Below are 14,969 nucleotides of genomic sequence, written 5' to 3'. Positions count from 1 at the left end.
CTTATAGATAAAGCGGCATATGCTGTAAACCTGTTGTTTCTTCTAGCCCCGCTACTATATTTGTATTTTGAATTGCTTGCCCAGCCGCCCCTTTCATCATATTGTCTATAACAGAAACGACTGTCACTCTTCCTGTTCTTTCATCGTAAGCTATACCCATATCACAATAATTTGAGCCCCTCACTTCTTTCGGACTTGGAAACTCTCCTTGCGTGCGAATTCGAATGAAAGGCGATTGTTCATACGTTTCTTCATATAATTTTTGAAGTTGTTCTATTTCCATTTCTCGTTTTACTTTCGCATAAAGTGTAATCATAATCCCTCGTGATATCGGTATTAAATGTGTACTAAACGTGATTGGCTTCGTTTCCCTATTCCACTCTGCAAGCATTTGCTCAATCTCAGGAACGTGTTGATGCTCATTTACTTTATAAATACGCAAATTATCGTATAACTCAGGAAAGTGAGTCATTGTTGTTGGCGTTTTGCCCGCTCCAGATACCCCTGATTTCGCATCAATAATAATCGAATCTTCTTCAATCATGCCGCTACGGACTAACGGCAATATCGCTAATAATGCAGCTGTAGCAAAACATCCTGGGTTTGCAATTAAATTTGCATTTTGAATCTCGGACCTTTTCCATTCGCTTAACCCATATACAGCTTCCCTAAGAACTTCTTCTTTTGCAGCTGCTCTTTTATACCACTGTTCATATGTCGAAGGGTCTTTCATACGAAAGTCTCCAGATAGGTCAATTACTTTTAAACCTACTGCTAATAATTTTGGAGTTAACTCTGCTGATACTCCTGCTGGGGTTGCTAAAAACACAATTTCTGCTTTCTTCTTTATTTCCTCCGCATCAATTTCTTGTAACGTATGAACAAGAATATTTTGAAAATGAGGATATACATTTGTTATACACTCGCCAACTTGCGAAAAAGAATGGAGAGATGCTATCGAAAAATATGGATGTTGCTCTAATAACCGAATTAACTCAATACCTCCATACCCAGTTGCTCCAATAATCGCGACTTTCATATGCTCCTCCTCATATCGATTCTTTAAATTAAGTATGATTATAATATTGTATATTTATAGAGTCAATTAAATATTTATAAATTTTATAAACTTAAAAAACTTAATTTTATTAGAAAAACAATATACACAATCGGATTTTCATACATAAATAGTGCATAGTAGTTTTTTTATTTCACTTCAAGTACAATAAAGTGAAACTATAATCAGTGGGGTTTTGTTCATCCCCACTGATTATTAGCCCACACCAATCGGGCGTTTACGGGCAGTTGATCTCCCACCTAACTTCTTTGCTCCAGCCGAATTTTAAGGTGGGAGTTTTACTGCCCGCAAATAGCGGGATAAAACAATACATACGTACATACAGGCGGGGAAAACATGAATGAAAAATTAATTGAGAAAATGATTATAAAAAGTTTTCAGCAATATCAATGTAATCCTATGTCAAATGAGGATCAGGAAATGCTTATTAAACATATTCAAACGATAATTCATTCAAATACTAAAATTGATGTATACGAGGCAGTTGAGGATATCGTTTACGATTATGTGACTGGAAAATAAAAAAATAGGAGATTTCCATATGGAAATCTCCTATTTTTTACTTAATGATTTGCCTGCAACACGCTCAAATAAACCTGGGAATAACGCATAAAGTTTCGGACCAATGCCCATCCACTTCGGTAAGTTTACTTCACGCTTTTTCGTTTGCATCGATTGTACGATTTGCTCTGCTACATATGTCGGCTTTAACATGTACCGTCCCATATTTTTTACATATGTACCCGATTGATCAGCTATTTCAAAAAAGTTCGTATCTATCGGACCTGGATTAATCGCTGTTACGAAAACATTTGTACTAGACAACTCCATGCGTAAACTATTCGTAAATCCTAATACTGCATGTTTCGTCGCTGCATACGCACTCGATTTCGGAGTTGCAATTTTCCCGGCAAGTGAAGCAATATTAATAATATGTCCTTCGTTCCTTTTTACCATATAGGGTAGTACCGCTTTCGTACAAGCTACTAATCCAAACACATTTACTTGGAACATATCTTTCACTTCATCCATTGACGCATCTTCAAATGTTTTAAAAATACCAAATCCCGCATTGTTTACTAATATATCAATACGTCCCACTTCTTGTAATACCTTTGAAAAAACAGATTGTACTTCCGTCTCTTCACTTACATCTAATACATAATAATAGCAAGGCGTATTATAAGTTTCTTTAATTTTGTCTACTAACGTTTTTAATTTCTCTTCTGTTCTAGCCATTAATACTGGAGTCGCCCCCTGCTCTGCAACTTGCATTGCAACTTGCTCTCCAATTCCACTAGAAGCACCTGTAATGACGATTACTTTATCTTGTAAACGTCCCGTCATTGCTGTCACCTACTTTGCATAATAAATCGATTGTTGCGAAGATTCATCAATCATCACTTGTTGATTATATGCTAAAAAGTCTAATTGTCCAACAGTTTCTGAAATAGTAAGTGGCAATTGTTCTTTGTATAATACCGGAAATAGTTTTACACATACTTCAAATGCTGTCATTGGTTTTTCCTTTAATAACTCAAGCACTTTAAACGCACGTGTTTCTTGCTTTTGTAATCTCGTTTCAATAAGTTGTTTCACATTTAGAACATCTTCTCCATGTCCTGATAAAATGCGCGAAATATTCATTTCACTTAAACGCTTTAACGTTTGATTATATTGTAATAACGGGCGTGCCCTTTCTGTTTGTCCCTCATATGGTGGTTCTAATATGGGATTTGAAGAAATATGACTAATGAGAGCATCCCCGCCAATTAATATTCCATCAGATTCTCTATATAATGAAATATGAGTGGAGGCATGACCCGGTGTTTCAATTACTGTAAACCCAGGTAAAGAATCAATGCAATCTCCCTCTCTCACAGTATGTGTTAACGATCTATTACAAGAATATTTAAGTGTTCTTGTCGTCAATAATGCTTCATCTTTCAAAAATGCTGCTGGAACACCAAATTGCAAAGCTGTCTCTCTAAAAAACTCATGATACCGCTTTAAAAATTCTGGATTTTGCGTGATCCAAGGTTCATTCCAAGGATGTCCAATAATGTTCGTTTTCTCAGAAAATATATTTAAAAGCCCACAATGATCCGCATGATGATGCGTAATGACTACTGTTTCAATATCTTCTATCGCATATCCTAATGCACCTAATTGACTTTCTAACGCATTTCTTGCCCCTTCTGTATTCGTCCCTGTATCAATTAATGTTAATGTCTCCCCCTCAACTAAAAACACATTTACAGTTTCAACTGCAAATGGCACAGGAATCTCCATTCGGTGAATCGCCGTCATGCTTAGCCCCCCTGTCTCTTTCCGGTTCAAAAATGAATACTTCTTCAGTTTACAACTTCTCCATATATTTGTCATTATTTTCAGATAAAAAGAGGTGTTTCCTATAAAAAAACGAATGTATGTACATTTATAAGAATTTCTAACCAAATTTAAAGGAGGAACATCATGTCTATTCAAAATATTTCCTTTCTCGGTGCAGGCTCTATTGCTGAAGCTATTATTGGTGGCTTGTTACATGCAAATGTTGTGAAAAGCGAACAAATTACCGTAAGTAATCGTTCTAACGAGACAAGGTTGCAGGAGCTACATAAAAAATACGGCGTCAAAGGTACGCATAATAAAAAAGAGCTACTTACTGATACAAATATTCTTTTTCTAGCAATGAAACCAAAGGATGTTGCAGAAGCGCTTACTCCTTTTAAAGAATATATACATAATAACCTGCTTATTATTTCGTTATTAGCAGGTGTTTCTACTCACTCGATTAGAAACCTACTTCAAAAAGATGTTCCGATTATTCGTGCGATGCCAAATACATCCGCCGCTATTTTAAAATCAGCTACCGCTATCTCGCCTTCAAAACATGCAACAGCGGATCATATTCAGACTGCCATCGCTTTATTTGAAACGATCGGTCTCGTCTCTGTTGTAGAGGAAGAAGATATGCATGCTGTCACTGCATTATCTGGAAGTGGGCCTGCTTATATTTATTACGTAGTGGAAGCGATGGAAGAAGCCGCAAAAACAATTGGTTTAAAAGAAGATGTTGCAAAGTCACTTATTCTTCAGACGATGATTGGTGCTGCTGAAATGCTAAAAGCAAGTGAAAAACACCCTTCTATTCTGCGAAAGGAAATTACTTCTCCTGGCGGGACGACCGAGGCAGGTATTGAAGTATTACAGGAGCATAATTTTCAACAAGCGTTAATTTCCTGTATTACACAAGCAACGAAACGATCACACGATCTTGGAAAAACATTAGAAAAAATAGCAAAAGAAAAATAAAAAAAATGGAGCTCAATCTTACTTGAGCTCCATTTTTTATAAACATATATTTTTTATTTATTATTCTTCCCAAAAATCTCTTCTTGCAGACGGCGACCAGTCGGTGTTGCTGCAAGTCCGCCTTCAGCTGTTTCACGAAGTGCTACTGGCATCGTTTGTCCGATTCTAAACATTGCCTCAATTACTTCATCACATGGAATTGTACTCGTTACACCAGCTAATGCTAAATCAGCTGAAATCATCGCATTTGCAGCTCCTGCTGCATTACGTTTTACACACGGTACTTCTACAAGTCCTGCAACAGGATCACATACTAAACCAAGCATGTTCTTTAATGAAATCGCCATCGCTGTAGCCGCTTGATCTTGTGTTCCACCAGCCATTTCAACTGCAGCTGCTGCTGCCATTCCACTTGCTGAACCTACTTCAGCTTGGCAACCTCCTGCCGCGCCGGAAATACAAGCATTATTCGCAACAACCATACCGAAAGCTCCTGCTGTAAATAAAAATTCAATCATTTCTTCGCGTGTCGGCTGTAATTTTTCTTGCAGTGCAAAAAGTACACCTGGCACTGTTCCAGCAGACCCTGCTGTTGGTGTTGCACAAATGATTCCCATCGCTGCGTTTACTTCATTTGTTGCAACTGCTTTACTCACTGCGTCCAAAATCGTATCTCCAGATAAGCCTTTTCCGCTCTTCATATACGCCTGAACTTTTACAGCATCTCCGCCAGTTAAACCAGTTGGTGATTTCACTCCGCGAATACCACGTTCTACTGCTTGCTCCATCACGACTAAGTTCTTTTCCATACCAGCAATTACTTCTTCACGTGAAATACTTCTAGTTTTCATTTCACATTGAATCATAATTTCTGCGATTTTTACATTTTGTTCTTTAGCTTGCGCCACTAGTTCCGCTGCGTTCCGAAACATGGTGTGTCCCCCCTGCAATTATTCCATAATAGTTACTTGACAAATATTTTCTTGCGCGTTTATTTCTTCAATTACTTCATCTGCTAATAATTCATCTGTTTCGATAACCATAAGCGCTCTTCTTCCTTTTTCTTTACGAGAAACACTCATTGTACTAATGTTAATTTCATGTTTCGCAAGGATTGAAGCTACTGCTGCAATAGCACCGAAGCGATCGTTATTTACAATAAGTAGTGCTGGACTCGTGCCTGTTAATTGAAGATCGAATCCATTTAATTCTACAACTTCAATTTTACCGCCACCAATTGAGCAAGCAACAACTTCAATTTCTTCTTCACCTTTATACAAACGAATTCTCGCTGTATTTGGATGAGGTGCATTTGCATCTTCTTCAATGAATTCTACTTCGATTTTGCGCTCTTTTGCTATGTCTAGCGCCTCTGGAATACGTAAGTCATCTGTTTCAAACCCTAATATTCCACCGATCAATGCTACATCCGTACCATGCCCTCGATACGTCTTTGCAAATGATCCATATAATGAAATGCTTACTCTTTCTGGTTCATGACGAAACAGCTGGCGAGCAACTTGCCCCATTCTTGCTGCGCCTGCTGTATGTGAACTTGATGGACCAATCATAACTGGGCCAATAATATCAAATACTGAGCGATACTTCATCATAACTCCCCCTAAACCTCTATGAAAAAATTTTTTACTATTCTATTAAGCTACCGAATCGGTTACTTTTCCAGTTGTACGACGTATTTGTTCTGCTATACAAATTGGATCGCTTTTGAATAACAGTGAAACAATATATCCTGAAATAATACCAGTTATCATAATAAATACGAAACTTAGCATTACCTTCATTTACTAATAATATAAGATACTCCACAATAAAGTCTTGTAGCAATCCAAAGTTTAACACAGAACCCCTTACAAGGATAGCATAAACAAGTGAAACTCCCATTGCTTTCATACCTTTTGGTGCTTTAAAGCTAAAAGGTGAAAAAAGACTTAGTACAAATAATAGTAATATCCTTCGTATTTATAATTTTCATATTCCTCTCTCACGATTTAGTCAACTTCACTTGTTACGACAAATGGCTAAAACGCATGTGGCCTACAATAAATTATATTCTGCCTTCATTATAGCTTGTTTTTAATAAAACGCTTACTTTTAATGAATTTTAAAAGTTCTGAATAACGATCCATTTTTGCTATTTGTACCACTCGTATGTCATCTGACTTATATAACAGTTTTTCTAAATAATCAGTACTATGTATTTTTATCCTATATCTTCACATCATTAAAAATTTCTGTTTCATCCAATATAAACATAAAATGATAACAGTTTTATTTTAAATTTTTTTAGAAATAAAAAAAATGGCAACCTTTCGTCACCATTTTTTCACAACATTATTATCTTTCCACTGGAAATGATTTTAAATCCGTAGCTATTTCTGTATTAGAAAATAGCTCTCTTGCCTCTTTCCATAATTCCTTATATGTATCCCCTTGATAACGAGAACTAATATGAGTCAATATTAATCGTTTTGCATTTGCCTGAAGTGCAATACTCGCAGCTTGCTTAGATGTGGAATGAAAATAATCATACGCTTGTTGTTCATCTTCTGCCGCAAAAGTTGCTTCATGAACAAGTACGTCAGCGTCTTGTGCTAGCTCTCTACTCGCTTCACAATATCTTGTATCACCTAAAATGGTAATAATTCTTCCTTTTTGAGGTGGACCGATAAAATCTTTTCCATTTAGTATCGTGCCATTTTCTAATTCAACTACTTCTCCATCTTTTAAACGTTTAAAAAGTGGACCGGGTTTCACACCCATCTCCAGTAATTTATCTACTAAAAGAGCACCTTGTATATCTTTCTCTATAATACGATACCCAAAACATTCAATACCATGTGACAATCTTTTCGTTTCCACACGAAATTCATTATCTTCAAACACAGTACCTTCTTCTGTTATCTCAACAATTTCAAGTGGGTATTTTACATGTGTCGTACTTACTGACAATGCCACTTCAATAAATTGTTTAATTCCTTTTGGTCCATACACTGTTAAAGGTGTAGTCCCTCCTTGAAACGAACGGCTTCCTAATAAACCAGGCAACCCAAAAATATGATCACCATGTAAATGCGTAATAAATATTTTTTCAATGCGGCGTGGGCGTACAGATGTATGTAATATTTGATGTTGCGTCGCCTCGCCACAATCAAATAACCAAGTCTGCCCTCGTTCTTCTAACAATTGCAAAGCAATTGCCGAAACATTCCTTCCTTTCGAAGGAACACCTGCACCAGTTCCTAAAAATACAAATTCCACTTTCTTTCCTCCAGCTCTTTATATAATCTACCTTTCATCTTACGGAATGTTATTTCAAATGGCAAATCGAATTTACATAACCAATCATCTAGACAACTATATAACACGAACATTATACTCAAAAAACTTAGTAATCGTTCGTATTTTATGTTAAAATGATTATACTACATTTTAAGGGAGCGTTTTATTATGAAAGAAGCATTTCGTTTACAAACTGATTTTTCATCTTCATTTGATCGCTGGGTAAGTTCTTTCGTGTCTGATCACCCAGCACAATTAGAATGGACGACTTTGAAAGAATTAATCCATGAATATACAACAACACATACAAATGATTCGTTACCAACATATATTTCTTCAGCTTTAACATATTACGCACAACGCGTTTCAACAACAAATAGTTCAGAAATTGTTATTTTTGAAAATACTACAATCTCATAATCTGTAATAAAAAGCACTGTAATCAGTGCTTTTTATTTATTTCCCCACCTTATTTCAAAAAAACCCTCTTATTTCCTACTATATAGCCAGCATAAATCTATTTGAGTTTTCAAAAAAATGTATTGACACTACAAAATTACAGTGCTAACATTCAACATGTAATTGAATATGGTCTCTGTTAGGTGAGGCTCCTGTATAGAGAAACGCTGCTGCCCAAAAATGTCGAGAGACGCCAATGGGTCAACAGGAAAGGTCGGAATGAAGGCCTTTCTTAACGTAGCTGGTTTCAGTACCTATGCTATACAGTGCTAAAACTCAACGAGGGAGAGGTGCATGTATTTTGTCATACACAAAAACTGTTTTTATCTATGTTTACTAACAGTCTTTGTTGTGGACTCTTTTAACTGCGAATTCAGACCTTTACTCGTTTTGAGTAAAGGTCTTTTTACGTATATACGCACCTTACTATGAAACAAACATAGCATATTCAGAAACTACTAAATTGTACGGAGGTGAGGAACAGTTGGCAATTGATGATTCGGCCCAGATACCCATAATATGTTTTACGTTAATATTTCATCATGTAGGTAGGAAAGAAGCTGTTCCTCCTAATTTTAAATAGTTGAGTAACAGATTGTTTCCTCCTTCATGAAAAAGGAGGAACTACCAATGTTAAATTTACAAAAACAAGAAACAAAGCATTCATACGATCAAAATCATATGAAAACAAATAACGGATTACTGGTGGAAGTCGCAATACAAGATGTAAACAATGCGTTACGACTTTTAGAAACAACACAAAATGGCCTCTCTAAAATAGAAGCGTCTCATAGATTTTCTTTATATGGCCCAAATGAAATAGCTCATAATAAAACATCGCCGTGGTACATTCAATTTCTACTGGCATTTAAAAATCCATTTATTTTTGTTTTATTAGCTCTCGGCGCACTCTCTTTTTTCACAGATGATATACAAGGAACCATTGTCGTATCTGTAATGGTAATGCTAAGTGCAACGATCCGCTTTTTACAAGAGTTTCGTTCTCAAAAAGCTGCGGATCAGTTAAAAGCTATGGTTCGAACAACGGCAAGCGTCTTTAGAATAGATGGATTTGTACACGAAACAAAAAACGTAATGAATTTAAAGCAAAATGATCCAACGGAAATTCCAATTGAAGAACTTGTACCTGGCGATATTATTTCACTTTCGGCCGGTGATATCGTTCCGGCTGATGTGCGTATTTTATCAGCTAAAGATTTATTTGTGAATCAGTCTTCTTTAACTGGGGAAGCACTTCCTGTGGAAAAGTACGAAAACTGCTACCATACAGAGAATAAACATATTTTACCGAAAAACATGAAAAAAAATTACAATCCACTCGATATGGAAAACCTTTGTTTTATGGGTACAAATATTGTAAGTGGTAGCGCAAAAGCTGTTGTCATCTCCACAAGTACCGATACGTATTTCGGCTCTTTAGCAAATAAGGTAATTGGCAAGCGCGTAGAAACAAGCTTTGATAAAGGTGTAAACAAAGTAAGCTGGCTCTTAATTACATTCATGCTTATTATGGCACCTATCGTTCTTCTCATTAACGGATTCACAAAAGGTGATTGGCAAGAGGCTTTCTTCTTCGCTATCGCTATTGCTGTTGGTCTTACACCTGAAATGTTACCAATGATTGTAACTGCTAATTTAGCTAAAGGTGCTGTTAACATGTCTAAACAGAAAGTAATAGTAAAACAACTGAATTCTATTCAAAACTTAGGTGCTATGAACATTCTTTGTACCGATAAAACGGGAACTTTAACAGAAGATGAAGTTGTACTTGTTCGGCACTTAGATCCTAACGGTAATACATGTGATCGTGTATTACACTATGCCTATTTAAATAGCTTCTATCAAACAGGATTGAAAAATTTAATAGATAAAGCTGTTATGAAACATACAGAAGAAAACCAGAAGTTTGATCCATCCATTTTTCAAAAACTAGATGAAATTCCATTTGATTTTGCTCGCCGGCGTATGTCTGTCATCGTGAAAGATAGCTCAGGGGAACATACAATGGTTTGTAAAGGTGCCGTAGAAGAAATTTTATCTATTTGTAACTACACTGAAGTTGATAGCAAAGTTGTTTTTCTTACTGATGATATGCGCTCAAATGTAAAACAACTAAGTGAGACGTTGAATAGTGAAGGTATGCGTGTTATTGCTGTAGCTTATAAAAAAGATAGACCATTACATGATAAAGAGTACGTGATAAAAGATGAGAATGATATGATTCTCGCTGGATATATTGGCTTTTTAGATCCACCAAAACCATCTGCAGCTACTGCCATTCAAGCATTACAGAAACATGGTGTACAAGTGAAAATTTTAACTGGCGATAACGAAATCGTGACAAGAAAAGTTTGCAAAGAAGTTGGATTAAACATCGGTGAGCCTGTCCTTGGTTACGAAATCGATGCTTTACCTGATAAAGCATTAGCAAAATTAGCCGAAGAAACAACTGTATTTGCTAAACTAAATCCAATGCAAAAATCACGCATTATACGAGTATTACAAGGGAATGGTCACACTGTAGGCTATATGGGAGATGGTATTAACGATGCTGTAGCGTTACGTGAAGCTGACGTTGGCATATCTGTTGATACTGCAACTGATATTGCAAAAGAGTCTTCCGATATTATTCTACTTGAAAAAAGTTTAACGATATTAGAAGCAGGTATTCTAGAAGGACGCACTATATTTGGTAATATTTTAAAATATATTAAAATGACAGCAAGTTCTAACTTTGGAAATGTATTTAGTGTGTTAGTAGCAAGTGCTTTCATCCCCTTCTTGCCGATGCTTGCCATTCACCTTTTAATTCAAAACTTGCTTTATGATATTTCACAACTATCTATTCCATGGGACAAAATGGATAAAGAGTTTTTAGAAAAACCAAGAAAATGGGATACTGCCAACTTACGGAACTTCATTATTTGCATCGGTCCAATCAGTTCCATATTTGATATCATCACATATGTAGTCATGTGGAACGTCTTCGGCGCAAATACAGCTAGCGAACAATCATTATTCCAATCTGGTTGGTTTGTTGTTGGATTACTAACACAAACTTTAATTGTTCACATGATAAGAACACAGAAGATTCCATTTATTCAAAGTACTGCATCAGCACCGGTTCTTTTATTAACCGCTTGTATTATGGCAATTGGAATTTATATTCCATTCTCACCACTCGGAGCAGCCGTTGGATTACAAGCATTACCACTTAGCTATTTCCCTTGGTTAGTAGGAATACTATTAGGCTATGCTTTCTTAACACAGTTCCTAAAAAAAGTTTATATTAAAAAGTTTCATAGCTGGTTATAAAGTGAAACTTTAACCAGCCTGCAAATAGCGGGATAAAAATGAGAATGAGCGGGTACTCCCCACTCATTCTCAAAAACATAACATGGACTTATATGTATGGAGGTGACCATGATGGTATGGTATGACATTGTATTAAGATTATTTATCGCAATTATTGTAGGTGCTTGCATCGGAATGGAACGGCAATGGAGACACAGGATGGCTGGCTTGCGGACAAATGCTCTCGTATCACTTGGTGCCTGTATATTTGTTTTATTATCCGTCATGCTGGATCATGATGCTAGCCCCTCACGTATTGCCGCTCAAGTCGTTAGTGGGATTGGTTTTTTAGGCGGCGGTGTTATTATCCGCGATGGTTTTAGTATTAGAGGGCTTAATACTGCGGCTACTCTATGGTGCGCAGCTGCTGTCGGTACTCTTACAGGCGCTGGTTTCCTCGTTGCAGCTATATTAGGTGCAACTGGCGTTTTACTAGCAAATATACTACTTCGCCCAATCGCTCTCTTTATGAATCAGAAATCAAAAGAAGAATCACCTGAACAAACGAACTACTTCCTTTCTCTTACTTGTTCAGAAGAACATGAAGCCCATATTCGTTTTTTACTTATGCATATGGTAAGTTCTGAAGGCATCGGTTTAAAAGAATTGTATAGTGAAGACGTAGATTCTAAGCAAAAAGTGTGTATACAAGCTACATTACATTGCAGTACAAATGCAGCAGTCTTAATTGAAAAAATAGTGAGTAGAATGCTATTAGAAGCTGGCGTTACTGCAGCAGGGTGGAAAACTTCATTAGATTTAGAAGCAATTTAAAAATAAAAGGTGTCATGATATTTATAGCTTCATGACACCTTCTACATAAACTTATTTTCTAATTTTTGCTGAAAAGACTTTTCCTGCTTACGCAATAATTGACTACCACGTTGTAAAAGTGGCATTCCATACTTATCGTTAATCTGATCAATGACAGCAAGTAGCGGCTCTTCTTTCGCATCTTCTTCAAATGAAAACAAATCTAATTGTTTCACTGATTCTGTCTTCCACTCTATTTCAGTAGCTGTAACACCTAGTAAACGAACGGAATCACCGTCCCAATGTTGCTTCCATAAACGAGATGCTGCCTGAAAAATATCTCGTTCTTCCCAAATAGCATTTTTCAATTGCTTACTCCGCGTTACTGTCCGCCTATCATGATATTTAATCATAATTTGAATATTATAGCTGACAAGAGTTCGCTTTTGTAATCTTTTACTCACTGATTTTGATAAGCGTTCTAACATATCAAGCAATTCTTTCTCTTCATCCATATCCTTTGAAAAAGTCATCGAGTTACCAACGCTTTTATGTTGTCCCATTTGACTCGGATCAACTTCCCTATCATCCATACCTTTTGCCCGTTGTTGTAAATCAACACCATGCTTTCCAATTTTAGCGCGAATGATATGTTCGTTTCCTTTTGCTAACTGCTCAATGGTTTGTATATGAATATCATTTAATTTTTCTGCTGTTTTTTCTCCAATTCCATGCATCGCTCCAACCGGAAGTGGCCAAATCATTTTTGGAATATCTCGTTTTCGAAGCACCGTAATACCGAGAGGCTTTTTCATATCAGAAGCTGTTTTTGCTAGGAAAAGATTTGGAGCAATTCCGATGCTACATGGAAGTTGTAACTCTGTTAATAACGCCTGCTGAATCATCTTTGCTATTTCAAGAGGCGAACCGAGTGCGTAGCAATCTGTAATATCTAAATACCCCTCATCTATAGAGACTGGTTGTATTTTTTCCGTAAAACGGGAAAGAATTTGAAACATTTGAAAGGAAGCTTCACGATATAATGTAAAATTAGGACGCATTACAACTAATTGCGGGCATAACCTTTTTGCTTCCCAAAGAGGCATCGTTGTACGTATTCCATAGCCTCTTGCCTCATAACTACATGTTATGATAATTCCTTTTCTTTCTTTTTCATTCCCAGCAACTGCTAACGGCTTCCCTTGTAATGATGGGTCGTGAGCAATTTCAACAGATGCGAAAAAACAATTCATATCTACATGCAAAATAACACGACCATTTTTCGGATACATTTCTCGCATAGTACTCACTCCCTCCAAAGAACATTTGTTCCTTCATTATATCAAATTTCGGACAATATTTATAATAAATAACTTGTTCTTTTCCCTTTATGTATTTTATATAATTTACATAAAATACATAAAGGGAAAAGCAATCGAATCAAAATAAAAAGCGTGTAAATCAATTGTGATTTACACGCTTTTTCTATTATATTACTTCGCTACTTCTTCAATAATTGCTACAACTAATTCTGCTGTTTTCGCTAATTCTTCAACAGGTATCTTTTCATTTGTTGTATGAATTTCTTCATAACCAACTGCTAAGTTAACTGTTGGAATACCGTGTCCTGCAATTACGTTTGCATCACTTCCGCCACCACTTTGGTGAAGAGAAGGTGTACGACCAATTGTTTCAGCTGCACGTTTTGCAACTTCTACAACGTGATCGCCATCAGCAAATTTAAATCCTGGATACATAACGTTTACTTCAACGTCTGCTTGACCGCCCATTTCTTTTGCAGTTGTTTCAAATACTTCTTTCATTTTAGCAACTTGTACTTCCATTTTTTCATTAATTAAAGAACGCGCTTCTGCAAAGATTTGTACATGATCGCAAACGATATTCGTTTGTGTACCACCTTCAAAACGTCCAATATTTGCAGTTGTTTCAGAATCAATACGACCAAGTGGCATCTTCGCAATTGCTTTCGCTGCGATAGTAATTGCAGATACACCTTTTTCTGGTGCTACACCAGCGTGAGCTGTTTTCCCGCGAATAATCGCATTCACCTTCGCTTGTGTTGGAGCTGCAACAACGATTTCACCAACTTTTCCATTGCTATCTAATGCGTAACCGTATTTCGCTGTAATGCGCTCACGATCTAATGCTTTTGCACCAACAAGACCAGATTCTTCTCCAACTGTAATAATAAATTCAATTGTACCATGAGGGATATTTTTTTCTTTTAAAACACGGATTGCTTCAAACATTGATGCTAATCCTGCTTTATCATCCGCACCTAAAATCGTAGTACCATCTGATACGATATATCCATCTTTAATAGAAGGCTTAATTCCATTACCAGGAACTACTGTATCCATATGAGAAGTAAAGTAAATTGTATCAACACCATCTTTTGTTGCTGGTAATGTACAAATTAAGTTACCTGCACCATGCCCAGTAACAGACATTGTGTCATCTTCAAATACTTCTACACCTAAATCTTTAAATTTCTTTGTTAATACTTTGCAAATCTCTGCTTCAAATTTAGTTTCAGAATCTACTTGTACTAATTCCATGAATTCATTTACTAAACGTTCTTGATTAATCATAAGACTGCGCCTCCTGCACTACCATTATGTATGTAACACTATTAATTATAACAGAATTTCACAAAAGTTTCGAAATA

14 protein-coding genes and 1 riboswitch are annotated in these 14,969 nt (G+C 36.3%); of the genes, 5 read left to right on the top strand and 9 right to left on the bottom strand.

The genetic code is table 11. The features are described from left to right. Window position 1: 1 nt before the first annotated feature. Window positions 2-1,039 (bottom strand): N-acetyl-gamma-glutamyl-phosphate reductase, encoded by a 1,038-nt coding sequence (gene argC, locus QCI44_RS06920; protein WP_098985776.1) that lies wholly within the window; start codon window positions 1,037-1,039, stop codon window positions 2-4. Between the two features lie 375 nt (window positions 1,040-1,414). Between argC and QCI44_RS06915 the strand changes: the two genes are divergently transcribed. Beyond that, on the top strand, window positions 1,415-1,600 hold the full coding sequence (locus QCI44_RS06915; protein ID WP_016086378.1) for a YqzH family protein: 186 nt from the start codon (window positions 1,415-1,417) through the stop codon (window positions 1,598-1,600). Between the two features lie 30 nt (window positions 1,601-1,630). Here the strand turns inward: QCI44_RS06915 and QCI44_RS06910 are convergent, their stop codons facing one another. Further along, complete coding sequence (locus tag QCI44_RS06910; protein ID WP_016086377.1) at window positions 1,631-2,425, bottom strand: SDR family oxidoreductase; 795 nt, start codon at window positions 2,423-2,425, stop codon at window positions 1,631-1,633. Window positions 2,426-2,434: 9 nt separating this feature from the next. Next, window positions 2,435-3,388 carry an MBL fold metallo-hydrolase gene (locus tag QCI44_RS06905; RefSeq protein WP_016086376.1) on the bottom strand — a complete coding sequence of 318 codons (954 nt, stop codon included), beginning with the start codon at window positions 3,386-3,388 and terminating at the stop codon, window positions 2,435-2,437. 165 nt (window positions 3,389-3,553) lie between these two features. Here QCI44_RS06905 and proI point away from each other — a divergent pair, with 165 nt between their 5' ends. Then, window positions 3,554-4,393 carry a pyrroline-5-carboxylate reductase ProI gene (gene proI, locus QCI44_RS06900; protein WP_016086375.1) on the top strand — a complete coding sequence of 280 codons (840 nt, stop codon included), beginning with the start codon at window positions 3,554-3,556 and terminating at the stop codon, window positions 4,391-4,393. A 53-nt stretch (window positions 4,394-4,446) separates the two neighbouring features. Here proI and sdaAA read toward each other — a convergent pair whose 3' ends face one another. The 4 genes from sdaAA to rnz all read right to left on the bottom strand — a co-directional run bounded on the left by sdaAA (window position 4,447) and on the right by rnz (window position 7,672). After that, on the bottom strand, window positions 4,447-5,325 hold the full coding sequence (sdaAA, locus tag QCI44_RS06895) for an L-serine ammonia-lyase, iron-sulfur-dependent, subunit alpha (protein ID WP_016086374.1): 879 nt from the start codon (window positions 5,323-5,325) through the stop codon (window positions 4,447-4,449). Window positions 5,326-5,343: 18 nt separating this feature from the next. After that, on the bottom strand, window positions 5,344-6,003 hold the full coding sequence (sdaAB, locus tag QCI44_RS06890; protein ID WP_016086373.1) for an L-serine ammonia-lyase, iron-sulfur-dependent subunit beta: 660 nt from the start codon (window positions 6,001-6,003) through the stop codon (window positions 5,344-5,346). Window positions 6,004-6,048: 45 nt separating this feature from the next. Continuing rightward, window positions 6,049-6,186, bottom strand: coding sequence for a hypothetical protein (locus QCI44_RS06885; RefSeq protein ID WP_223261017.1), 138 nt, complete (start codon window positions 6,184-6,186; stop codon window positions 6,049-6,051). Window positions 6,187-6,748: 562 nt separating this feature from the next. Beyond that, window positions 6,749-7,672, bottom strand: a complete 924-nt coding sequence (gene rnz, locus QCI44_RS06880) for a ribonuclease Z (protein ID WP_016086372.1) — start codon at window positions 7,670-7,672, stop codon at window positions 6,749-6,751. A 189-nt stretch (window positions 7,673-7,861) separates the two neighbouring features. Here rnz and QCI44_RS06875 point away from each other — a divergent pair, with 189 nt between their 5' ends. From QCI44_RS06875 to QCI44_RS06865, 3 genes are all read left to right on the top strand, one after another. Next, window positions 7,862-8,113: a DUF3932 family protein gene (locus QCI44_RS06875; RefSeq protein WP_016086371.1), complete on the top strand. Its 252-nt coding sequence runs from the start codon at window positions 7,862-7,864 to the stop codon at window positions 8,111-8,113. Between the two features lie 167 nt (window positions 8,114-8,280). Next, window positions 8,281-8,448: riboswitch (M-box (ykoK) riboswitch) on the top strand. Window positions 8,449-8,782: 334 nt separating this feature from the next. Next, window positions 8,783-11,488 (top strand): magnesium-translocating P-type ATPase, encoded by a 2,706-nt coding sequence (gene mgtA, locus QCI44_RS06870; RefSeq protein WP_116349047.1) that lies wholly within the window; start codon window positions 8,783-8,785, stop codon window positions 11,486-11,488. A gap of 111 nt (window positions 11,489-11,599) precedes the next feature. Beyond that, window positions 11,600-12,301 (top strand): MgtC/SapB family protein, encoded by a 702-nt coding sequence (locus QCI44_RS06865; RefSeq protein WP_016086369.1) that lies wholly within the window; start codon window positions 11,600-11,602, stop codon window positions 12,299-12,301. A 41-nt stretch (window positions 12,302-12,342) separates the two neighbouring features. Here QCI44_RS06865 and QCI44_RS06860 read toward each other — a convergent pair whose 3' ends face one another. After that, complete coding sequence (locus QCI44_RS06860) at window positions 12,343-13,581, bottom strand: DNA polymerase IV (protein ID WP_098985778.1); 1,239 nt, start codon at window positions 13,579-13,581, stop codon at window positions 12,343-12,345. A gap of 192 nt (window positions 13,582-13,773) precedes the next feature. Next, window positions 13,774-14,892: a tripeptidase T gene (locus QCI44_RS06855; RefSeq protein WP_016086367.1), complete on the bottom strand. Its 1,119-nt coding sequence runs from the start codon at window positions 14,890-14,892 to the stop codon at window positions 13,774-13,776. Between the last annotated feature and the right edge of the window lie 77 nt (window positions 14,893-14,969).

Source organism: Bacillus cereus group sp. RP37, assembly GCF_040459695.1.
In the GTDB taxonomy this organism is placed as follows: domain Bacteria; phylum Bacillota; class Bacilli; order Bacillales; family Bacillaceae_G; genus Bacillus_A.
The sequence above is the reverse complement of the archived record's forward strand: the minus strand, read 5'-3'. Positions and strand labels throughout refer to the sequence as shown.

Excerpts from the sequence above, each read along its gene's own strand:
- argC (WP_098985776.1), bottom strand. The coding sequence starts at position 1,039 with ATGAAAGTCGCGATTATTGGAGCAACTGGGTATGGAGGTATTGAGTTA.
- QCI44_RS06915 (WP_016086378.1), top strand. The coding sequence starts at position 1,415 with ATGAATGAAAAATTAATTGAGAAAATGATTATAAAAAGTTTTCAGCAA.
- QCI44_RS06910 (WP_016086377.1), bottom strand. The coding sequence starts at position 2,425 with ATGACGGGACGTTTACAAGATAAAGTAATCGTCATTACAGGTGCTTCT.
- QCI44_RS06905 (WP_016086376.1), bottom strand. The coding sequence starts at position 3,388 with ATGACGGCGATTCACCGAATGGAGATTCCTGTGCCATTTGCAGTTGAA.
- proI (WP_016086375.1), top strand. The coding sequence starts at position 3,554 with ATGTCTATTCAAAATATTTCCTTTCTCGGTGCAGGCTCTATTGCTGAA.
- sdaAA (WP_016086374.1), bottom strand. The coding sequence starts at position 5,325 with ATGTTTCGGAACGCAGCGGAACTAGTGGCGCAAGCTAAAGAACAAAAT.
- sdaAB (WP_016086373.1), bottom strand. The coding sequence starts at position 6,003 with ATGAAGTATCGCTCAGTATTTGATATTATTGGCCCAGTTATGATTGGT.
- QCI44_RS06885 (WP_223261017.1), bottom strand. The coding sequence starts at position 6,186 with ATGCTAAGTTTCGTATTTATTATGATAACTGGTATTATTTCAGGATAT.
- QCI44_RS06875 (WP_016086371.1), top strand. The coding sequence starts at position 7,862 with ATGAAAGAAGCATTTCGTTTACAAACTGATTTTTCATCTTCATTTGAT.
- mgtA (WP_116349047.1), top strand. The coding sequence starts at position 8,783 with ATGTTAAATTTACAAAAACAAGAAACAAAGCATTCATACGATCAAAAT.
- QCI44_RS06865 (WP_016086369.1), top strand. The coding sequence starts at position 11,600 with ATGGTATGGTATGACATTGTATTAAGATTATTTATCGCAATTATTGTA.
- QCI44_RS06860 (WP_098985778.1), bottom strand. The coding sequence starts at position 13,581 with ATGCGAGAAATGTATCCGAAAAATGGTCGTGTTATTTTGCATGTAGAT.
- QCI44_RS06855 (WP_016086367.1), bottom strand. The coding sequence starts at position 14,892 with ATGATTAATCAAGAACGTTTAGTAAATGAATTCATGGAATTAGTACAA.